This is a genomic window from Bradyrhizobium semiaridum (genome assembly GCF_020329505.1).
GTDB lineage: Bacteria > Pseudomonadota > Alphaproteobacteria > Rhizobiales > Xanthobacteraceae > Bradyrhizobium > Bradyrhizobium semiaridum.
Window position 1 is genome coordinate 40,131 of sequence record NZ_JAGKJJ010000001.1, and the last position, 19,535, is coordinate 59,665.

General features: G+C 63.1%; 21 protein-coding genes. 13 read left to right on the forward strand and 8 right to left on the reverse strand.

All coding sequences use genetic code 11. The annotated features are described in order from the left end of the window. The first annotated feature begins 58 nt into the window (after positions 1-58). The 6 genes from J6500_RS00105 to J6500_RS00130 all read left to right on the forward strand — a co-directional run bounded on the left by J6500_RS00105 (position 59) and on the right by J6500_RS00130 (position 3,302). A complete protein-coding gene (locus J6500_RS00105) occupies positions 59-514 on the forward strand; it encodes a hypothetical protein (RefSeq protein WP_225710642.1) in 456 nt (151 codons plus the stop codon). Position 515: 1 nt separating this feature from the next. Then, complete coding sequence (locus J6500_RS00110) at positions 516-1,463, forward strand: UDP-glucuronic acid decarboxylase family protein (protein WP_225710643.1); 948 nt, start codon at positions 516-518, stop codon at positions 1,461-1,463. 207 nt (positions 1,464-1,670) lie between these two features. After that, positions 1,671-2,000, forward strand: a complete 330-nt coding sequence (locus tag J6500_RS00115) for a four-helix bundle copper-binding protein (RefSeq protein ID WP_225710644.1) — start codon at positions 1,671-1,673, stop codon at positions 1,998-2,000. Between the two features lie 408 nt (positions 2,001-2,408). Then, complete coding sequence (locus J6500_RS00120; RefSeq protein WP_225710645.1) at positions 2,409-2,579, forward strand: hypothetical protein; 171 nt, start codon at positions 2,409-2,411, stop codon at positions 2,577-2,579. A gap of 303 nt (positions 2,580-2,882) precedes the next feature. Then, positions 2,883-3,038 carry a hypothetical protein gene (locus J6500_RS00125; RefSeq protein ID WP_225710646.1) on the forward strand — a complete coding sequence of 52 codons (156 nt, stop codon included), beginning with the start codon at positions 2,883-2,885 and terminating at the stop codon, positions 3,036-3,038. 36 nt (positions 3,039-3,074) lie between these two features. Then, a complete protein-coding gene (locus tag J6500_RS00130) occupies positions 3,075-3,302 on the forward strand; it encodes a hypothetical protein (RefSeq protein WP_225710647.1) in 228 nt (75 codons plus the stop codon). A 146-nt stretch (positions 3,303-3,448) separates the two neighbouring features. Here the strand turns inward: J6500_RS00130 and J6500_RS00135 are convergent, their stop codons facing one another. From J6500_RS00135 to J6500_RS00155, 5 genes are all read right to left on the reverse strand, one after another. After that, positions 3,449-3,880 carry a CBS domain-containing protein gene (locus J6500_RS00135; RefSeq protein ID WP_225710648.1) on the reverse strand — a complete coding sequence of 144 codons (432 nt, stop codon included), beginning with the start codon at positions 3,878-3,880 and terminating at the stop codon, positions 3,449-3,451. Between the two features lie 63 nt (positions 3,881-3,943). Then, complete coding sequence (locus J6500_RS00140) at positions 3,944-4,696, reverse strand: DUF72 domain-containing protein (protein WP_225710649.1); 753 nt, start codon at positions 4,694-4,696, stop codon at positions 3,944-3,946. Positions 4,697-4,717: 21 nt separating this feature from the next. Beyond that, complete coding sequence (locus J6500_RS00145) at positions 4,718-5,977, reverse strand: DUF763 domain-containing protein (protein WP_225710650.1); 1,260 nt, start codon at positions 5,975-5,977, stop codon at positions 4,718-4,720. 84 nt (positions 5,978-6,061) lie between these two features. Further along, on the reverse strand, positions 6,062-6,598 hold the full coding sequence (locus J6500_RS00150; protein WP_225710651.1) for a DUF4142 domain-containing protein: 537 nt from the start codon (positions 6,596-6,598) through the stop codon (positions 6,062-6,064). Positions 6,599-6,609: 11 nt separating this feature from the next. Then, positions 6,610-7,098 carry a YciE/YciF ferroxidase family protein gene (locus tag J6500_RS00155; RefSeq protein WP_225710652.1) on the reverse strand — a complete coding sequence of 163 codons (489 nt, stop codon included), beginning with the start codon at positions 7,096-7,098 and terminating at the stop codon, positions 6,610-6,612. Positions 7,099-7,355: 257 nt separating this feature from the next. On the opposite strand from J6500_RS00155, the gene J6500_RS00160 reads away from it, so the two are divergent. The 4 genes from J6500_RS00160 to J6500_RS00175 all read left to right on the forward strand — a co-directional run bounded on the left by J6500_RS00160 (position 7,356) and on the right by J6500_RS00175 (position 10,870). After that, positions 7,356-7,559, forward strand: coding sequence for a CsbD family protein (locus J6500_RS00160; RefSeq protein WP_016845939.1), 204 nt, complete (start codon positions 7,356-7,358; stop codon positions 7,557-7,559). A gap of 96 nt (positions 7,560-7,655) precedes the next feature. Beyond that, complete coding sequence (locus J6500_RS00165) at positions 7,656-8,264, forward strand: cysteine hydrolase family protein (RefSeq protein WP_225710653.1); 609 nt, start codon at positions 7,656-7,658, stop codon at positions 8,262-8,264. Positions 8,265-9,010: 746 nt separating this feature from the next. Beyond that, complete coding sequence (locus tag J6500_RS00170) at positions 9,011-9,574, forward strand: hypothetical protein (RefSeq protein ID WP_225710654.1); 564 nt, start codon at positions 9,011-9,013, stop codon at positions 9,572-9,574. 90 nt (positions 9,575-9,664) lie between these two features. Then, a complete protein-coding gene (locus J6500_RS00175; RefSeq protein ID WP_225710655.1) occupies positions 9,665-10,870 on the forward strand; it encodes a radical SAM protein in 1,206 nt (401 codons plus the stop codon). Positions 10,871-10,926: 56 nt separating this feature from the next. Here J6500_RS00175 and J6500_RS00180 read toward each other — a convergent pair whose 3' ends face one another. Then, positions 10,927-12,729, reverse strand: coding sequence for a helix-turn-helix transcriptional regulator (locus J6500_RS00180; protein WP_225710656.1), 1,803 nt, complete (start codon positions 12,727-12,729; stop codon positions 10,927-10,929). Between the two features lie 546 nt (positions 12,730-13,275). Here J6500_RS00180 and J6500_RS00185 point away from each other — a divergent pair. The 3 genes from J6500_RS00185 to J6500_RS00195 are packed head-to-tail and all read left to right on the forward strand — an operon-like array spanning position 13,276 to position 17,888. Further along, a complete protein-coding gene (locus J6500_RS00185) occupies positions 13,276-14,295 on the forward strand; it encodes a TRAP transporter substrate-binding protein (protein WP_225710657.1) in 1,020 nt (339 codons plus the stop codon). 34 nt (positions 14,296-14,329) lie between these two features. Continuing rightward, the gene (locus tag J6500_RS00190) at positions 14,330-16,216 is read left to right on the forward strand and encodes a TRAP transporter large permease (protein ID WP_225710658.1); all 1,887 of its coding nucleotides are present in this window, start codon (positions 14,330-14,332) and stop codon (positions 16,214-16,216) included. A gap of 22 nt (positions 16,217-16,238) precedes the next feature. Further along, positions 16,239-17,888 carry an acyl-CoA synthetase gene (locus J6500_RS00195; RefSeq protein WP_225710659.1) on the forward strand — a complete coding sequence of 550 codons (1,650 nt, stop codon included), beginning with the start codon at positions 16,239-16,241 and terminating at the stop codon, positions 17,886-17,888. Positions 17,889-17,944: 56 nt separating this feature from the next. Here J6500_RS00195 and J6500_RS00200 read toward each other — a convergent pair whose 3' ends face one another. Together J6500_RS00200 and J6500_RS00205 are read right to left on the reverse strand one after the other, a co-directional pair. Next, entirely contained in the window at positions 17,945-18,742 is a 798-nt protein-coding gene (locus J6500_RS00200) for an MBL fold metallo-hydrolase (RefSeq protein ID WP_225710660.1), read from the reverse strand. Then, positions 18,739-19,530: a TatD family hydrolase gene (locus tag J6500_RS00205; protein WP_225711043.1), complete on the reverse strand. Its 792-nt coding sequence runs from the start codon at positions 19,528-19,530 to the stop codon at positions 18,739-18,741. The genes J6500_RS00200 and J6500_RS00205 overlap by 4 nt, the downstream gene beginning before the upstream one ends. Between the last annotated feature and the right edge of the window lie 5 nt (positions 19,531-19,535).

The window sequence follows — 19,535 nt, forward strand, 5'->3', positions numbered from 1 at the left end:
CAATGCCACAAATCTGCAAGATGTGGATGCTATGCTGTTTTGGCGGCAGAAGACTGCAATGAAAGCACGCAGCGCATCATCCGTCATGCATCAGACACGGTATCGGCAGCTCATCTTGACCGCATTGACCGCGGTGTCCTGTTCGGCCGCGAATGCTGCCGAGTTCACCATCGTCAATGGGTCGAACGTGCCGCTGCAGCAACTTTACGTGTCGCCATGCGGGGCAGGGCAATGGGGCCCGAACCAGCTGGCGGGGACGTTGCCGCCGTCGCGAGGCTTTACCGTCTCCAACATCACGCCAGGCTGCTACGATATCCAGTTCGTCGTGGCGCCCTGGAACAACTGCGTCATCGCCGGCGCTGCGCTGCGCCGCCACGCAGTCTGGAAAGTGACCCAGTGGACCGTGTTCGGTTCGCAGAGCGGCGATTGCTCGCATGTAGCAGGTTACGTTCCCGCCGGTCGGCAGCCGTGGACCTGGCAACCGGCAGCAAGCTCGGACATGAAGAGAGAGTGACGTGGCAAAGGTGTTGGTGACCGGCGGCGCCGGATTTCTTGGTTCGCATTTGTGCGAGCGGCTGGTCGGGCAGGGGCATGACGTGCTGTGCGTCGACAACTATTTCACCGGGAGCAGGGCCAACATCGCCCATCTGATCGGCAATCCCCGGTTCGAGATGATGCGCCACGACGTCACGTTCCCGCTCTATGTCGAAGTGGACCAGATCTACAATCTGGCGTGCCCGGCGTCGCCGATCCACTACCAGTTCGACCCGGTCCAGACCACCAAGACCAGCGTTCACGGCGCCATCAACATGCTCGGGCTCGCCAAGCGCGTGAAGGCAAAGATCCTCCAGGCCTCGACGTCGGAGGTGTACGGCGATCCGGAAATCCACCCGCAGGTCGAATCCTATTGGGGGCACGTCAATCCGGTCGGGCTGCGCTCGTGCTATGATGAAGGCAAACGCTGCGCCGAGACGCTGTTCTTCGACTATTGGCGGCAGCATGGCTTGAAGATCAAGGTCGTTCGGATCTTCAACACCTACGGACCCCGGATGCACCCCAATGACGGCCGCGTCGTGTCCAACTTCATCGTTCAGGCGCTCGGCGGCAACGATATCACATTGTATGGCGACGGCAGCCAGACCCGCAGCTTCTGCTATGTCGACGATCTGATCGAGGCGATGATCCGGACGATGAACACGCCGAACGATTTCACCGGGCCGATCAACATCGGCAATCCGCGCGAGTTCACCATCCGCGAATTGGCCGAACAGGTGGTCGCGATGACGAGGTCACGCAGCAAGCTGGTGTTTGCGCCGCTGCCGTCGGATGATCCGCGACAGCGCCAGCCGGACATCTCGCTGGCCCGCGCAGTGCTCGGCTGGGAGCCGACCATCGATCTCAGGGACGGGCTCGAGCGGACGATCAGCTACTTCCGTAGCCAACTGAGAGCGGCCGCGGAGTAACAGGTTCACTCAGCATGACCGTCGCGCGTCACGGGAGCACGCCTCTCCCGGAACGGCGCGCACTCATCGGCGAATAGGAACCTACGGCATGACGCAGGCTTATGCCACGATCAGCGTGCTGCAAGGACCGATCGAGCGCGTGAAGGAAAAAGCCCGCGCATCGCAAACCAGGTCTCAAGCGCGCTCTCTCGAGCTTGAGGTGTGATCATGGCATTTTCGCCGGACATGAACCGATGCATCGAGACCTGCCTGTCCTGTTACAGGACTTGTCTCGGCACGGCCATGAACCATTGCCTCGTTACCGGCGGCAAGCACGTCGAGCCGGCACATTTCCGGCTGATGATGGCCTGCGCCGAGATGTGCCGTACGGCGGCGCACTTCATGCTGATCAACACGCCGCATCACAAGCACACGTGCCGCGAATGCGCCGAGATTTGTGCCGAGTGCGCCGAGGATTGCGAGCGCATCGGCGGCATGGATGAATGCGTCGCGATGTGCCGCGCCTGCGCGGAATCCTGCCGGAAGATGGCAGCCTGACTGACGGTGCGGTTTTGCCGCGATCGCGGCAGGCGGCCTATCTCATCAGAACGTAGACGACGCTGATGATCACCAGCGCGATCATTGCCGACGTGATCATCATACCATAGGGACGGTTTTGCCTTGCTTGCCTGATCTCTGTGGCGCTCGGCGGAGCTGGTTCAGCGGGACCTTCACGGACCATGGTTGGTGTCCTGCTCATGACAACTCAATTCCGACGCCACTGATCCAGGTTGGTTCCTAATCCGTGTCGGCACGGCGAACGCTGCTAGGAACCCACTTCGGGACATGCCGTTGAGACCTCATTCGGGGTGCGCCAATGCACGAAGCCGGGACCGTTGTTACGCATTCGGTCAATCCGGATTGAGGCGCGACGAACCTCGATCATGGAGACTGGCAGTGTCAAACATGCTCGAACAGAAGCTGCGTGAAGCGGTCATCGGCGAATTGAAGCGGCAAGCCGCCAACCGGCCGGACCTGCTGCGCGTGCATGATGCGGGGGAACTGTCGATTGACGGCAGGATCGATCTCGACGCCCTGGTGATGGTGATTGCCGGTTCGGTGGCTGGCGGGCCGTGAGGACGGCCGGCTTAGGAACGCATTGCAATGGCGGCGCTTCTGTTCAGGAGGAGATCGTAATGAACAGGAAACCCGTAACTCAGGACCCAGGCCGGCCGAGCGACTGGGGTCCGCATACGCAAACCGACAAGCCCTGGAAGGGTAATCCCGAAAAGGAGCAGCGCTCCGGAGACGAGAAGCCTGATCTGGAACGATGGCATGAATCGAACACGCAGTGATGCGCAAATTCGCCGCGCATGATTGCTTATGGCGAGTGCGGCGAGTGACATCCCGCCAAATGACAGGCGGGCTCTGGAGAGATCGATGGATATGGGTCTGGAAATCATTTACGGCATCGGAGCGCTCGTGCTTCTGACCGCCCTGATCTTTGCGGTGTTGCAGCATTATTTCCGCAACAGGCGAGCGGTGCAGGTCGGCGACGAAGTCGTCCGCGAGCGATACGAGCGGAACGAGACGTGATGGCGATTGAGCGCCATCCTGGCTAAGGAGGAGACCATGGGACTGGCTCAATATGCCGTGATTGCGGCCGGCGACGAATGGGGCGTTCTGCACGACGGCAATCTGAACGGCGGATACGCAACTAAGGAGGCCGCATTCGAGTCGGCCGCCGCCGCCGCCACGCTGGCGATCCGAATGGGCCACGAGGTCCATGTCAGTGTGCCCGGGCGTGAGGAGGGCGAGGCAGCCCTGACCAGGCGGGCGGATCGATCTAATCCGAGCTGACGTAGTGGGCGCGCCAAAGCAGTGCGGTGACGACCAGCGCGGCGATCCCGGCGGCAATCAAAATCCACGGAATATAGTCGGCCATTGGCACACCTTGACGCACGCTCCGCTCCGCCGGCAGCAGCCGCGGAGCGGAGCGCGAACCTTTAGGGCTGCGCGTGCTGGGTGCTGGGCCGTGAGATCTGGCTGAGTGCCATGCCGGTGCCGTCATTCGCCTGCACCAGGGCGATGTCGCCAAGCGCGATGATGCCGACGAGGCGCTTGTCCCGGTTGAGCACAGGCAAGCGGCGTACCTGGATCGAGCCCATGTTCTGGGCGATGTCCTCGAGCTCCTGGTCCTCGAAGCAATACTTCACCTCGGCGGTCATGACGTCGCCGACCCGCGCGTCCGGGCCGCGGCCCATGCCGACGCCGCGAAGGGCAATGTCGCGATCCGTGATCATCCCGACCAGTCGCTCGTTGTCGGCAACCGGCAGCAGACCGACGCCGAGCGCGGCCATCGCTTCTGCGGCATCGCGCAGCGTGTCGTCAGGGGTGCAGAGCTGGACGTCCGGTGTCATCACGTCGCAAACCTTCATGATAGCCTCTCCATTGGCTGGTTGCTTCAACCGCCAACGGTGACGACGACGGCGCGTTCCTAACTAATCCCGACGCCGTCGTCCCCGGCTTGAATCCAGCAGGGTGCAGAGTTTCTTCGCGTCAGCCGGCGCGGCGCTCTTCTGATCATTGTCGAAGTAGACATAAACGTCGCACCCCTGTCGCTGCCAGCCGCGGATGCGCTTCGCCCAGTCGGCAAGCCGGGCAGAACCGTAGTGTCCGCGGTATCGCCCGCCAGGACCATGGCCGCGCAAATAGACGAAATCGGCGGTGCGCCTCCAGGGCGACGGTGCGTCGTGATGATCGGAAATGCAGAGTGCAATGTTGCGCGCAGCGAGGAGCTTCATGATGCGTGGCTGGTACCAGCTGGGATGACGGAATTCGAAGGCGTATCGCCGGCGCCGCTTCAGGAGCTTGAGGAACGATTCGAGCCGGTCGGCGTCCGCCTCGAAATTCGGCGGGAGCTGAAACAGGACGGGCCCTGCCTTGTCGCGCAGCAGGGAAAGGCGGTCTTCCAGCAGTTCCAGGCTGTTGACCGAGTTGCTGGACAGCCGCTTCCAGTGCGTGATGAACTTCGACGCCTTCCACGCGAAAATGAAATCCTTGGCCGTCGCATCGCGCCAGCCCGCCACCGCCTGTTCGGTCGGCGTGCGGTAGAAGACCCCGTTCAGTTCAGTCGTGCGGAATTGGCTGGCGTAGTAGTCAAGCTGGCGGTTGAGCGGCAGGCCCTCGGGGAAGAACGGGCCGCGCCAGGACGGATAGTGCCAGCCGGATGTGCCAATCAGGACGCGCGCCATGCTGATGAACCGGGCGATCGATCAGGAGTTCCTGCCGGATTTGGTGATCCCGCTGGGGGCGACAAGGTCGGCTTCCCAGCCGAACACGGAGCGGCCATCGAGGGCAGGGGACCGGGCGCGCTCGTCGGCCACGAACGCGTCGAACGACGGGCCCCTCGCCGTCCGCTCCAGCCGGCGCGCCTGATCATCGAGCCGCTTCAGCGCCTGCATCTCCTCGTCGCGGCCGAGCTTGGCCTGCTGCACGGCCGACTTCAGCACCCGGATGGTCTCGTCATAGACCTTGATCGGAACCGGGAAGGGATGGCGATCCTTGCCGCCATGGGCGAGCGAGAAGCGCGCCGGGTCGCGGAAGCGATACGGCGTGCCGTGGACGACTTCGGCGACCATCGCCAGCGACTCCACGGTGCGGGCGCCGACGCCGGGCGTAAGCAGCAGTTCGGGAAAATCCAGTGGCCCGCGTTCGGCGGCGGCCGCGAGCGTGCCGTGCAGGCGGCGGATGAACACATCGCTCGAACGCACGTCGTGGTGCGCGGGCATGATCAGGTGCAGCAAATCCGGCTGCGCCGCAGTTTGCTGCGTCAGGTCGGCAAGTTCATGCGTGACGCCGTCGGGCCCGAGTTCGGCGAGCAGGTCGAGCTGCGCCTTTCGCGCGCCCTCGGCGCGGTGGTCGGTGAGGTTGATGATCTCGCCCTGTGTCGGACCATCGATCGCGCTGTGCGGCTCGTCGACGAAGCTCCGCAAGCCCTCGGAGTGCCAGTGATAGCGCCGCGCCTGCCGCTTGTCGCCGTTCATGCCCTGCTGGACCACGGTCCACGTGCCGTCTTCGGTGACGAAGAAGCCGTGAAGGTAGAGTTCGAAACCGTCCTGCACCGCGGCGCTGTCCACCTTTGCGACCAGCCGGCTGGCGCGGGTGAGGGCCGATCCGTCGAAGCCGGTGCGGTCGCCGAGAGCAGTTAATTCGTCCGGCGTGCGGCGTGAATGCTTGCCGCGTCCGCCGCAAACATAGATGCCCAGTTCGTCCTGAAGCGGCGCGAGCCCGCGTTTCAGCGCGCCGATCACGCTCGTCGTGATGCCGGATGAATGCCAATCCATGCCCATCACGGCACCGAACGACTGGAACCAGAACGGATGCGACAGCCGTTGCAGGAACGCGTCGCGGCCGTAGTGGTGGACGATGGCCTGCGTGATGACGGCGCCGAGCGTCGTCATGCGCTCCGCCAGCCATGGCGGAACGCGTCCGCCATGGAGCGGGAGATCGGCGCTGCCGCTGCGTCGGGCCATCAGCCTTTCCGGACACTGAATCGACGGGCAGCCTACCAGCAAAGCGCTGACGCGCCCACCGCCCCAGGGGCCTGCCCGGCGCAATTACTTCCGATTCTTGTCCATCTCCTGCGCCATCTCGAGATGATGCTGAAGCGCGGGCAGGGTCTTGCCGGCCCAATCCTTCAGCTTCGGATGGTCGCCGCCCTTGGCGTAGCGCTCGAACAGCGAGACCGCGTCCTTGTGCGCGCTGACCTGCATCGGATCGTACTCGCTGGCGAAGCTGTCTGGTTTGGCGTTGCGCAGACGTTCGAGCTTCTTCTCGGAGCTGTCATCGAGCCTGGTCGGAAGCGCCGAGCTCATCTCGCCGCTGACCATTTGCTTCAGCTCCGAACTCGTCTTGGTGTGATCGGTGGTCATCTGCTCGGCGAATTTCTTCTCGGTCGCATTGCCCTTCTGCTGGGCAATCTTCGCCGCCTCGATCTCCAGCATGTCGCTCATCGCGGCTTCCTTGATGAAATCCTCCGTCTTCGGCGCGACGCCGAGGACGGAGTTGACGCCGGTCTTCTCACCCACGGATTGGGCCAGCGCGCTGGAGGTCAGTGCGCCGGCGACGGCAATAGCCAGAATGACGCGTTTCATGGCTGGTTTCCTTAGGCGGCTTCGGCGTTGATGGCGGTGAGGGCGAGCTTGCTCAGTGCCTCATCCGTCTTCTTCTCCTCGGCCAGCGTCTGGTCGATGAGCTTGACGGCGTCCTTCATGCTGAGCTTGGCCGCCCAGGCCTTCAGCGTGCCGTATCGGGAAATTTCGTAGTGTTCGACGGCCTGCGCCGCGGCGAGCAGGCCCGGATCGAGCGCCGGCGTGTCGGCATACTCTTCCATGATCTCCTTGCCCTCGTCGATAATTCCTTCGATCGCATCACACTTCTTGCCGCGTGCCGGCTTGCCCATCAGCTCGAAGATCTGCTCGAGCCGTTCGATTTGCGCTTCGGTCTCGTCGTGATGCTTCTCGAAGGCTGCGCGCAACGCGTCGGACTCGGCGGCCTTGGCCATGCGCGGTAGCGCCTTGTAGATCTGCTTTTCAGCGTAGTAGATGTCCTTGAGGGTATCGAGGAAGAGGGCGCTGAGGTCTTTCTCCGGCATCGTTCGCTCCATTCATTTCGCGAGTTGGGCAGGTTGGTTCAACTGTTCCAACCTGCACCCGTGAGCCAAGTTCCTATCTTTGATGCTTGTCACGATGGCTCCGGCCGGCGGTCCGGACACGCCGTGGCTGCGGCCGCGCGGTATGTTCACTTTGTAACTGTTGCGCTTCGACGGCATTGCGAAATCTTGACGCAAGCTCGTTGCGGAACGAAAGCGTCGGCGATTCCGTTGATCGGCATCATCAACGGAGGATTGCCATGGATTGGAATCGCGTCGAAGGCAACTGGAAGCAGGTCAAGGGCAAGGTCAAGGAGCAGTGGGGTAAGCTCACCGACGACGACCTCGATGTGATCGCCGGCAAGCAGGACCAGCTCGAAGGCCGGCTGCAGCAGCGCTACGGTTATGCCAAGGACCAGGCCGCCAAGGAGGTCAATGACTGGTACGGTCGCCAGAAGTGGTGACCCGGTCGGTGGGTCTACACCTGCAACCCCCTTTCGCGGGGCGGCCATCACGCGGCCGCTCCGCCTTGAAGGCGGCGCGCGGGCCGCTCTGAGACCATGGGACAACTCCTCAGTGCACCCGGTCCCCAGGCGGTGCACCTCTGCATCGATATGCAACGTCTGTTTGCGCCGGGTTCGCCATGGGCAACGCCATGGATGCCGCGCGTCCTGCCGCGCATCGTCGAGCTGACACGGCGCGCACCTGAGCGGACCGTTTTCACACGCTTTGTGCCGCCACGTTCCAAGCTGGACGCACGGGGCACCTGGCGGCTCTATTACGAAAAATGGGAGTGCGTCACCCGGGACCGGATAGATCCTGCGCTGCTCGAACTGGTGCCCGAGCTCGCCGTGCACGCGCCGCCGGCGGCCGTCATCGACCGGGTGACCTACAACGCCTTCGGCAACGGCCGCCTGCAAGCTCATCTGACCGCGCACAAGGTCGATACGGTGATCGTCTCGGGCGGGGAGACCGACGTATGTGTGCTGGCCACTGTGCTGGGGGCGATCGACATCGGCTACCGGATCATCATCGCCGAGGACGCGCTCTGCAGCTCGTCGGATCAAAGCCATGACGCTTTGCTCCAGCTTTACGGCGAGCGCTTCAGCATCCAGATCGAGGTGGCGTCGACCGCCGACATCCTGCGCATCTGGAGCGTTGACGACTGAACTTCTAGAAGACCCATTCGGCCCGGCGGTGCGGAACTGGCTCGCCTAGCCACGCTCGATGCCATTTTAGCATCATATGATGACTAGGCGACCTCGGCTTTTCACAGCAATGTTCCGGGGGCATCGACTTTGGATCGATGCCGCCCTGCCGGCCGGGAGGCGCTCTGGACGCTGAATTCTGTCCCGAGACGTCGCTCGATGCAGGCGCGCCGCGTTAGCGGTGCCGAATGCAGATGGAATGCGGTATGTCAGGCCTGAGTTTTGTCAGATGGACTGTCGCCGGGCTCTTCGCAGCAGTGGCGTTTTGGGCGGCCCCGACGGCCGAAGTGCTGGCCTACCAGTCTTTCTCAGCAAGCGCTTTTCATGAAGGTGCCTCTGTCCGACCGGTCGGAACCCGGATGGCAGAGCGCATGGGCAGCACCACGAGCGACGGCCCTCATTCGCCCTATAGCGATGCGAGGAAGAGGAGAGGGCCGAAAAAAACTCAGGCCCCGCCGCCCTCGAACAATCGCTGGATTTGCGAGCAGAACTGCCCCTTCCCAAGCGGTTCGTCGAAACAGGAGGCATGCATCCAGAAGTGTCTAAGCAAAATCAGGAGATAGCGACAAGACCGCTCCAGCTCCGATTGCCCGGACGACTAAGTGCGCGGACGACCAAGACCTGCACCGGCGCAGGCATTTGCGCTGATGGCCGCTACGAAGCCTGAATCGATATATCTGAATCCATTGAGCCCAGGGTGAAAGATAATGAACGACAGCGATAGGAAGCAACAGGCAAATGCGCTTCAGCGCGAACTTAGCCAAACCGGCTTGTCGAGACGAGCTTTCCTGGACCGGCTGGCGGTTCTCGGCGTGAGCTTCGGTGCGGCTTCGGTGCTGGGTCTCAGGAATGCCGACGCGCACAACGTGATGGATCAGTCGGTGAGCGTTCAATCGACCGACCCCGCGTTGAGCAAGATCATAGAAGAAGGTCAGCCGGACCAGGAAGCATATCAAGACGTTGCGCAGTATGGCGGTACACCCGGACAGCCAGGCACCGGTTGGGGCGGCGGATCCAGCGGCGGTGGCTATACCGGCAACGACTATGGCCGCGGTGGCGGGTATAGCCGAGGCTACAGCCGCGCAGCCTATGAGCGGTACGCTCGCTACACGCGCTACGACCGGGCCTACACGCGTTATGACCGGACCTACGCACGCTACGCGCGCTCCTACAGCCGTTACGGGGGTGGAGGAGGTGGCGGCTACGGTGGTGGTAGCGGCGGCTGGGGAGGCGGCGGTGGCGGCGGCTACGGTGGCAGCGGCACGCGGTGAGCGTCGACCAATAGGTCGAGCTGACGATAGCTTCGGTCGCGCCGGCGAAGCGCGGCCGGACTGGGCAGGCCCGGTAGCAGGCGAGCAGTCATGGCGAACGTCGATACGCTCGAGGCGATGGAGCGAACGCAAGGCCGGTTCGAGACGGAGCCGAACCAGAAGCCTCCCATTGGGTTCGTGCTGGTGAAGCTTGCATCTCGCTGCAATATCAACTGCACATATTGCTACTGGTTTCGCGACGCGGATGTCTACAACCGGCCCTCTCTGCTGACCCTCGAGGCCGAGGACGCATTCTGCCGTCGGCTGGAGCAACACATCGGTGAGTTTGGTCTCAATCGCTTCCTGCTGATCTTTCACGGTGGTGAGCCTCTCCTGTTCCCGAAGCGTCGTTTCGTGGCTTTGCAGGAGAAATTGCTCGGCATAGAAGAACGAACAGGTTGCCGGATCGACCGTGCAGTCTGCACCAACGCAATTCTCGTCGATCAGGAATGGGCGCGTCTCCTGAAGCGCTATGACGTTGGCGTTAGCGTCAGCATCGATGGGCCGCCCGAGATCCACGACAGGCATCGGGTCGACTTCAAGGGCAACGGCACGATCGCCGATACGTTGCGGGGACTCGAAAACCTCCGGGAGGAGGGCATTGAACCGGGACTTATCTCTGTCTGCAATCCCGCGACCGATCCCGAGCAGGTCCTGGCCTATGCGGTGGAGAAACTTGGTATCGGTCGGTTCGACATCCTGCCGCCGGACGCCACGCACGCGGACAATCCGCCTCCGATTGCCGATTATTTCATTAGACTCTTCGATGTTTGGTACGACCGATACGCGTCGAAAGGCGTTCGCATCCGGACATTGGATGCGATGATCCACGGTCTCGTTGGAAACTTCTCGGTGTCCGACACCATCGGTCTCGGTCCGACCGACACTGTCACGCTGATGCCCGACGGCGCTTTGGAGCCCTTGGATGTCCTGCGAATTGCAGGACATGGCAGTACCAAGACCAACATGTCGGTTTTCAAGAACGCGATACAGGACGTACAAGACGACCCGCGCTGGAGCGAGGCGTTCCAGGCCAGCCTCCATCTATGTGAAACGTGCAAATCGTGCGAGTTTCTCGACTCATGCGGTGGCGGGCACGTCGCGCATCGCTGGTCGAACGAACGCAGATTCGATAATCCAAGCGTTTATTGCGACAGTTGGAAGCGCATTTTCGAGCATGTGTGGAGGCGGATCTCGCCGACGTTGACGATCGAATACGGCGGACCGCGAATGTCCACAGCGCCCGCGCGCGAATAGCGGCGGCCTCGACGGCAAACCGGTCTCATCCGCAGGCCGGATGTTTCTCCGGTATTTCACCGCTGGAAGGAATGTGCCGACTTCAGCAGGGCGACAAGCTGACTTTGCTGGTTGGTTCCGGTTTTGCGGAAGATGCGATTGAGATAGGTGCGCACGGTCGAGAATTTCAGACCGGCCTCAGCTGCGGCATCCTTCAGGTTGAGACCCTGCGCCAGCGCGGTGGCGAGCTGCACTTCGGCCCGCGTGAGATCGAACAGGGCAGTCAGTATGGTCGGCGAGGGCACCAGCGTGCTGGCGCCGATCACGGTGGCGACAATGAGCAGGTCGCTGCGTTCCAAGGGTTCATGCGCGTCTCGTTTGAGCGGCAGGACGTGCACCACGACAGGCGAAGGCAGCGCATTGTGTAGGGGGATGGACCGCAAGACGGCCTCACCACCGCCGGCCTGCAAGGCCATTTGGAACAGGCGGTTGCTTTCAGGCTCGGCGATGGCGACACCACCGGATACGGTCGCCACGAAAAGCGTTGTCTCGCGATCGAACAGAGGGTTCGTTGCCTTGACGGAGCCGTTCGCCGAAAGAACCGCCGCGGGCAGCCCGATCACGGCCATGGCCTCGACCGTGTTCCTCGCGCGCTTCAGGCCCACGCTCGCGGCCACGAGACCGCGCTGTGCCATGTTCGGCCGCGTCCGATCGAGAGGGGCAAGGTGCTCCGGCGCAACGTTGTCTGCGAGACAGTCCTGCAACACCCCAATCGAACTCAATCGCGCAACGAGCTGACTCTGCAGGCGCGCATCGGTCTTGCGAAAAATGCGATCGAGATGAAGTTGCGCGACGCTGAAGCTGATGTTCTCGCAGATCGCAATTTCCTTCAGGGACAATCCGCCGACCAGCGCGAGTGCAATCGAAGTCTCTTTTCCCGTCAATCCGAAAGTCTTACGCAGTTGAGCACGAATCGGTGGCGAAAAAGCATCCCTTGATTCGCGCACCAGCACGACCGCGCAAGGCTCCGCTGACAGGCCGAACATCTCGCCTGCGGGCAACAATCCAATTGACAACACCGCCTGGCCGCCGCGCTGCGACTTGACGATCAGATCGGCGCCCGAACCCGGAAACGAGCCTTCATGCACCCGACAAATTCGCGCGACCACCTGTTGCAACGCATGGGTCTGCGCGGGTTCGGCGGTCGCCAGATGTCCAGCACGCGCCGTTAGTAGGGAAATCGGCCGCGTCAAAAGCCGTTGCGCGGCGTCGTTCATGTCAAGGATGCGCGTTCGCGCATCGACCGCGATGCCGGGGAAGGGCAAATGACCAAATAGCGATTGCGACCCGGTTCGGCCCTTGAAGTGCTGGCCGAGATCGACGGCGCGTTGCAGATGCGGCGTAACCAGAGCCAGCATGGCGTGATCGTCGACGTCAAACGCCGGCTGCTTCCGGCCGCGCTGCACGTCGAAAAACCAGTAGCTCTTTTCCGAAATGTGCAGATTGCAGAACATGCCGCCATACATATCCTGCGGCAACATCCACTCGTTCCAGACCGCGGTGCTTTCCACCCGGCGCCGGCCGATCAGGAAGATGTCGCCGAAAACTTGCCCGACCGGCATCGCGACGCGCGGGGCGAAGAGTTCGTTGCCCGCGAAGCGGTCGAGAAAGAGCCGGTCGAAATAGGCGTCGCGGCTCGGTGAGACGCAAAGACTGTTCTCGGTATCGGTCCAATCCATGCCCGCGAGACAGGCTTTGGAACCGTGAAAAGCGTCCTGCAACTGGCGAACGGCATCGAGCCATGCTGATGGATTGTAGGCCGCCTCATATATGCGACCGATCGTCGTTGAAAGGGTCTCGTGAGAAATGGAGTATCTCATAAGGCCTGGCGACAAAGTTCATCAAAACGACGATTCAACCTATCATCGGCTCGTGACACGGGCCACACTGGATACGCCCACGCTGGGCGGTCTCAGCGACAAATGGCAGCAAGGTCGAGGCGGGGTGAATCGCCCCACAATCCAACTGCTTCAAACGGCCGGTTACAGGAGGGGCAAGCCCCAAGTCGAGGCTGAATGGCAGCCGACGAGCAACGGCTCAAGTGCCCAGCTATAGCAAAGCCAAATTCGCATAAGGTATATTATGGAATATTTATATCTGCAAATGGATCAGATATTTAGAGGGATTTCCTCGCGCTTGCCTAGAGCTGCGCACTCTGGACGGACCGGCGCGCGCGCCTTTCGATTGGGTCCGCGACCCGCCGGCCCGACGCCCACGTTCTCATCTGAAAGCCGATATTGCCGCGACGTGCCGACGCTGCAATAAGCGCGGGGCGTTTACGCAGAGATCGCTGGTGACCCCACGGCATCAGGTCCGTATAGGATTGGCATCTCAGAACAACAACAAGCCTCTCTAGGGAGACACCAATGAGCTTTTCACGACGCACGCTGCTGAAGGCCACCGCTGCTTCCGCCGTTCTGGGCGGGGTCGGCGCACCTTATGTCGCGCGCGCCCAGAACGCCGAGTTCACCTACAAATTCGCCAACAACCTGCCTGAGTCGCACCCGTTCGTGGCGCGCGCCCGGGAGATGGCCGCGGCGATAAAGACCGAGACCAACGGCCGGTTTGACCTACAGGTGTTCCCGAACAGCCAGCTCGGTTCCGATACCGACATGCTGAGCCAGGTGCGCTCCGGCGGCGTCGAGTTCTTCACGCTGTCCGGCCTGATCCTGGCGACCCTGGTGCCGGCGGCCTCGATCAACGGCATCGGTTTCGCATTCCCTGACTATCCCACGGTCTGGAAGGCCATGGACGGCGACCTCGGCGCCTATGTGCGCGGCGAGATCAACAAGGCCGGCCTCGAGGTCATGGACAAGATCTGGGACAACGGTTTCCGCCAGACCACGTCGTCGACCAAGCCGATCACCGGGCCGGACGATCTCAAGGGCTTCAAGATCCGGGTGCCGGTCTCGCCGCTGTGGACCTCGATGTTCAAGGCGTTCGATGCCTCGCCCGCCTCGATCAATTTCAGCGAGGTCTATTCGGCGCTGCAGACCAAGATCGTCGAGGGCCAGGAGAACCCGTTGGCGCTGATCTCGGCGGCCAAGCTGTACGAGGTGCAGAAGTACTGCTCGCTGACCAACCATATGTGGGACGGTTTCTGGTTCCTGATGAACCGCCGCGCCTGGGCGGCACTGCCGGCCGACATCAAGACCATCGTCGCCAAGAACGTCAACGCGGCGGCGGTCAAGGAGCGCGAGGACACCGAGAAGCTCAATGCGACCGTCAAGCAGGAGCTTGCCAGCAAGGGCCTCGTGTTCAACCAGCCCGAGGTCGGGCCGTTCCGCGACAAGCTGCGCGCCGCCGGCTTCTATGCCGAATGGAAGGGCAAGTACGGCGAGAAGGCCTGGGATCTCCTGGAAAAGTCGGTCGGCAAACTGTCCTGATCGGCCAGTCAGGAGGCATGCCGGGAGACTTACTATGGCTCATGTCGACATGACGCCGGCCGTGGCCGGCGAGGCGGCAGCGAAGTCCCCTCGCCGCCGCTCCGTGCTCGGTTCGATCGACGCGGCGCTTGGGCTTCTGGTCGAGATTCCGGCGGCGATTCTGGTCGTCGCCGAGATCGTCATCCTGTTCGCCGGCGTGGTGGCGCGCTACGTGCTGCACACGCCGCTGATCTGGTCCGACGAGTTGGCCTCGATCTTGTTCCTGTGGCTCGCGATGCTCGGCTCGGCGGTGGCGTTCCGCCGCGGCGAGCACATGCGCATGACCGCGATGGTGGCGAGCGCCGGACCGTCGCTGCGCGCCTATCTCGACGTCGTCGCGACCTGTGCGGCGCTGGCGTTCCTGATCCTGATCGTGCATCCGGCCTATGAATACGCCTACGAGGAAAGCTTCATCACGACGCCGGCGCTACAGATCTCCAATACCTGGCGCGCTGCCGCGCTGCCGATAGGCACCGGCCTGATGGCGCTGTTCGCGCTGCTGCGGCTGGCCCGGGCCGGCGACCTCAAGATGTTATTGCTGGCCGCGATCACGGTCGTGGCCCTGATCGGCCTGCTCTGGCTGGCGCAGCCGGTGCTGCGGCCGCTCGGTAACCTCAACCTCGTCGTCTTCTTCGTCGGGGTGGTCGGCTTCTGCGTATTCGCCGGCGTGCCGATCGGCTTTGCCTTCGGCCTGGCGGTGTTCGGCTATCTGGCGCTGACCACGCGGACGCCGCTGATGGTGCTGATCGGCCGGATGGACGAGGGCATGAGCCATCTGATCCTGCTCGCGGTGCCGCTGTTCGTGTTTCTCGGCCTCTTGATCGAGATGACCGGCATGGCTCGCGCCATGGTCGCGTTCCTGGCGAGCCTGCTCGGGCATGTCCGCGGCGGCCTGCATTACGTGCTGGTCGGCGCCATGTACCTGGTCTCGGGCATCTCGGGCTCGAAGGCCGCCGACATGGCCGCCGTCGCGCCGGTGTTGTTCCCGGAGATGAAGCAGCGCGGCGCCAAGCCGGGTGACCTCGTCGCCCTGCTGGCGGCCACCGGCGCGCAGACCGAAACCATTCCGCCGAGCCTCGTGCTGATCACGATCGGCTCGGTCACCGGCGTCTCGATTTCGGCGCTGTTCACCGGCGGCCTGCTGCCGGGCGTGGTGCTGGCAATCACGCTGTCGGCGCTGGTGTGGTGGCGCTACCGCGGCGAGGACCTCAGCCACGTCCAGCGCGCCACCGGCAGCGAGATCGGCAAGGCGCTGGTGTTCGCCCTGCCCGCATTGGCCCTGCCCTTTGTGATCCGCTACGCGGTGGTCGAAGGCATCGCCACCGCCACCGAGGTCTCGACCATCGGCATCGTCTACGCCTTCATCATCGGCCTCCTGATCTACCGCCAGTTCGATTGGCGTCGGCTGTTGCCGATGCTGATCGAGACGGCATGCCTGTCGGGCGCGATCCTGTTCATCATCGGCACCGCGACCGGGATGGCCTGGGGCCTGACCCAGTCCGGCTTCTCGCGCGCGCTGGCGGCGGCGATGACCGGGCTGCCAGGCGGCTCGGCGACCTTCATCGCGGTCTCGATCCTGGCCTTCGTGGTGCTCGGCAGCGTGCTCGAAGGCATTCCGGCCATCGTGCTGTTCGGGCCGTTGCTGTTCCCGATCGCCAAGGCGGTCGGCGTCCACGAGGTGCACTACGCCATGATCGTCATCCTGGCGATGGGCATCGGATTGTTCGCGCCGCCGTTCGGGGTCGGCTATTATGCCGCCTGCGCCATTGGGCGCGTCGATCCGGCCGAGGGTATCCGGCCGATCCTGGGTTACATGTTGGCGCTGTTGATCGGCCTGATCATCGTCGCCATCTTTCCCTGGATATCGATCGGCTTCCTGTAGATTTTTGAGATGAGATCGAGCCATGAGTGCAGCTCAAAATCAGTACTCAGTCGGACTGGACAAGACGCCGGCCAATTACGTGCCGCTGACGCCGCTGAGCTTCCTCGCACGTTCGGCCGCGGTCTATCCCGACCATCTCAGCACGGTCTATGAGGGCCGCAGCTTCACCTGGAAGCAGACCTACGAGCGCTGCAAGCGCCTTGCGTCGTATCTCGCCGGCCGCGGCATCGGCCACGGCGACACCGTCGCGGCGATGCTGCCGAACATTCCGGCGATGAACGAGTTGCACTTCGCCGTGCCGATGACCGGCGCGGTGCTGAACGCGCTCAATATCCGCCTCGATGCGCCATCGATCGCATTCCAGCTCGACCATGGCGGGGCGAAGATCATCCTCGTCGATCCCGAGTTTGCCCACGTGATCGCGGAAGCCTTGAGCCTGATGAAAGGCACAAGGCCGTTCGTGATCGACGTCGACGATGCGACGTTCACCGGCGGCAAGCGGATCGGCGAGATCGAGTATGAGACGGCGGTCGCGGCGGGCGATCCTGCCTTCACCGAGCGGCCGCCCGCCGACGAATGGGATGCGATCGCGCTCAGCTACACATCCGGCACGACGGGCAATCCGAAGGGCGTGGTGACGCATCACCGCGGCGCCTACCTCAACGCCGTCAGCAACATCCTCGCCGGCAATCTCGGCCAGCATCCGGTCTATCTGTGGACGCTGCCGATGTTCCACTGCAACGGCTGGTGCTTCCCGTGGACCATCGCGGCGGCCGCGGGCGTCAATGTCTGCCTGCGCAAAGTCGATCCGGCAAAGATCTTTGAGCTGATCGGAAAACACGGCGTCACCCACATGTGCGGCGCGCCGATCGTCTACAACACGCTGATCAATGCGCCTGATGCGCCGCAGGGCGGCAAGGCGAAGCCTGTGATCGGGCTGATCGCGGGCGCGGCGCCGCCGGTCGCCGTGCTCGAAGGCGCCGAGCGCATCGGCATCAAGCTGACCCACGTCTACGGCCTGACCGAGGTCTATGGCCCCGCCTCCGTCTGCGCCGAGCAGCCGGGCTGGGACGATCTGTCGGCCGACCAGCGCGCGCAATTGAAACGGCGCCAGGGCGTGTCCTATCCGCTGCAGGAGCGCGTCACCGTGCTCGATCCCGAGACCATGCGCGAGGTGCCGCGCGACGGCGAGACCATCGGCGAGGTCATGTTCCGCGGCAACATCGTGATGAAGGGCTATCTGAAGAACCAGAAGGCGACCCAGGAAGCTTTCGCCGGCGGCTGGTTTCACACCGGCGATCTCGGCGTGCTCGACGAGCACGGCTACGTCATCATCAAGGACCGCTCCAAGGACATCATCATTTCCGGCGGCGAGAACGTCTCCTCGGTCGAGATCGAGGACATCCTCTACAAGCACCCGGCGGTGCTGTTCGCGGCGGTAGTGGCCAAGCCCGACCCGAAATGGGGCGAGGTGCCCTGCGCTTTCGTCGAACTGAAGGACGGCGCGAAAGCGACCGAGGCGGAAATCATCGCCTATTGCCGCGAGCACATGTCGGGCTTCAAGACTCCGAAGTCGGTGGTGTTTGGGGTGATCCCGAAGACGTCGACGGGCAAGATCCAGAAATTCCTGCTGCGCAACGAGGTCGGCTCGGCGAAGGCGATTTCGGCGTGAAGCATGATCCGGAAAGGTGCGCAGCGCTTATCCGGAAAGATCATGCTCAAACGGTTTTACCCGAGCTCCAGCCGCATGCCGTCATAGGCCGGAATGACGTTAGCCGGTAGCGATTGCCGCAGCACTTCATAGTCGAGGTCGGAGTGCAGGTTGGTGAGGACCGCTTGCTTCGGCTTGAAGCGCTCGATCCACGACAGCGCGTCGGCAACGCTGAAATGGCTGGGATGCGGCGCATAGCGCAAGGCATCGACGATCCAGAGGTCGAGGCCTTCGAGCGCAGGCCAGCTCGCCTCGGGAATGTCGTGCAGATCGGGCGTATAGGCCGCATTGCCAATACGGTAGCCGAGCGCCGGGATCTTGCCGTGCTGCACCAGGAAGGCCGCCAGCTTCAGCGGACCGCCCTTCCCTTCGGTGGTATGGCTCTCGCCGGCCTCGATCGAATGCCGCGTCAGGATCGGCGGATAATCGCTGCCCTCCGGGGAGATGAAGCAATAGGAGAACCGCGCCATGATATCCTTGGCGGTCGACTGGTTGAAGTAGACCGGGATGCGGCGCCGCTGGTGCAACACGACCGAGCGCAGATCATCGATGCCGTGGGTCTGGTCGGCATGCTCGTGGGTCAGGAACACTGCGTCGATGTGCTCGACATCGGCATCGATCAACTGCTCGCGCAGGTCGGGCGAGGTGTCGATCACGACCCGCGTGGTGCCGTGAGCGCCGGTGCGGTCAGCCATGATCGAGCAGCGGCGCCGCCGGTTTTTTGGATTGCTGGGATCGCAGGCGCCCCAGCCGAGCGCCGGGCGCGGCACGCCGGCGGAAGAACCGCAGCCCAGAATTGTCAGGGTCAGCGTCATGCGGCAACCTTTGGCGCCGGCACTTTGGAAAACAGCCGGAAGAAGTTTTCGGTGGTCTGCCGCGAGATCTCCTCAGGCGAGACACCGCGCGTCTCGGCCAGCACCTTGGCGACCTCGACGACATAGGCCGGCTCGTTGCGCTTGCCGCGGAATTTGCCGGGCGCCAGATAGGGCGCGTCGGTCTCGACCATGATCCGGTCCGCCGGCAATTCGGCAGCGAGCTCCCGCAGCGCCTCGGACTTCTTGAAGGTCAGGATGCCCGTGAACGAGATCGACAGCCCCAGCGAGATCGCCTTCATCGCAAGCTCGCGTCCGCCGGTGTAGCAGTGCAGAACCGCCTTGAACGGGCCCTTTGCCACCTCGTCCTCGAGGATGCGGCCGCAATCCTCGTCCGCTTCGCGGGTGTGGATGACCAGCGGCAGACCGGTCTCACGCGCGGCAGCGATATGGGCACGAAAGCCGCGCTCCTGCGCTTCGCGCGAGCCGTGCTCATAGAAATAGTCGAGCCCGGCCTCCCCGAGCGCGACGACTTTCGGGTGCCTGGTCAATTCGATCAGCTCGCTGGCGGGGATGCCATCCTCTTCATCGGCATGATGCGGATGGGTGCCGACGGAGCAGTAGACGCCGGCAAAGCGCTCGGTGATCGCCAGCAGGCCGCCGAGCCGCTTCACCCGGGTCGAGATCGTGACAATGCGGCCGATACCGGCCGCTTCGGCGCGCGCGACGATGCCGTCGAGATCGTCGGCAAAGTCGGGGAAATCGAGATGGCAGTGACTGTCGACCAGCATGATGT

Bases quoted from the DNA above. Each gene is read 5' to 3' on its own strand.
- J6500_RS00105 (WP_225710642.1), top strand. From the start codon at position 59: ATGAAAGCACGCAGCGCATCATCCGTCATGCATCAGACACGGTATCGG.
- J6500_RS00115 (WP_225710644.1), top strand. From the start codon at position 1,671: ATGGCATTTTCGCCGGACATGAACCGATGCATCGAGACCTGCCTGTCC.
- J6500_RS00120 (WP_225710645.1), top strand. From the start codon at position 2,409: ATGCTCGAACAGAAGCTGCGTGAAGCGGTCATCGGCGAATTGAAGCGG.
- J6500_RS00125 (WP_225710646.1), top strand. From the start codon at position 2,883: ATGGATATGGGTCTGGAAATCATTTACGGCATCGGAGCGCTCGTGCTT.
- J6500_RS00130 (WP_225710647.1), top strand. From the start codon at position 3,075: ATGGGACTGGCTCAATATGCCGTGATTGCGGCCGGCGACGAATGGGGC.
- J6500_RS00135 (WP_225710648.1), bottom strand. From the start codon at position 3,880: ATGAAGGTTTGCGACGTGATGACACCGGACGTCCAGCTCTGCACCCCT.
- J6500_RS00140 (WP_225710649.1), bottom strand. From the start codon at position 4,696: ATGGCGCGCGTCCTGATTGGCACATCCGGCTGGCACTATCCGTCCTGG.
- J6500_RS00145 (WP_225710650.1), bottom strand. From the start codon at position 5,977: ATGGCCCGACGCAGCGGCAGCGCCGATCTCCCGCTCCATGGCGGACGC.
- J6500_RS00150 (WP_225710651.1), bottom strand. From the start codon at position 6,598: ATGAAACGCGTCATTCTGGCTATTGCCGTCGCCGGCGCACTGACCTCC.
- J6500_RS00155 (WP_225710652.1), bottom strand. From the start codon at position 7,098: ATGCCGGAGAAAGACCTCAGCGCCCTCTTCCTCGATACCCTCAAGGAC.
- J6500_RS00160 (WP_016845939.1), top strand. From the start codon at position 7,356: ATGGATTGGAATCGCGTCGAAGGCAACTGGAAGCAGGTCAAGGGCAAG.
- J6500_RS00165 (WP_225710653.1), top strand. From the start codon at position 7,656: ATGGGACAACTCCTCAGTGCACCCGGTCCCCAGGCGGTGCACCTCTGC.
- J6500_RS00170 (WP_225710654.1), top strand. From the start codon at position 9,011: ATGAACGACAGCGATAGGAAGCAACAGGCAAATGCGCTTCAGCGCGAA.
- J6500_RS00175 (WP_225710655.1), top strand. From the start codon at position 9,665: ATGGCGAACGTCGATACGCTCGAGGCGATGGAGCGAACGCAAGGCCGG.
- J6500_RS00180 (WP_225710656.1), bottom strand. From the start codon at position 12,729: ATGAGATACTCCATTTCTCACGAGACCCTTTCAACGACGATCGGTCGC.
- J6500_RS00185 (WP_225710657.1), top strand. From the start codon at position 13,276: ATGAGCTTTTCACGACGCACGCTGCTGAAGGCCACCGCTGCTTCCGCC.
- J6500_RS00190 (WP_225710658.1), top strand. From the start codon at position 14,330: ATGGCTCATGTCGACATGACGCCGGCCGTGGCCGGCGAGGCGGCAGCG.
- J6500_RS00195 (WP_225710659.1), top strand. From the start codon at position 16,239: ATGAGTGCAGCTCAAAATCAGTACTCAGTCGGACTGGACAAGACGCCG.
- J6500_RS00200 (WP_225710660.1), bottom strand. From the start codon at position 18,742: ATGACGCTGACCCTGACAATTCTGGGCTGCGGTTCTTCCGCCGGCGTG.
- J6500_RS00205 (WP_225711043.1), bottom strand. From the start codon at position 19,530: ATGCTGGTCGACAGTCACTGCCATCTCGATTTCCCCGACTTTGCCGAC.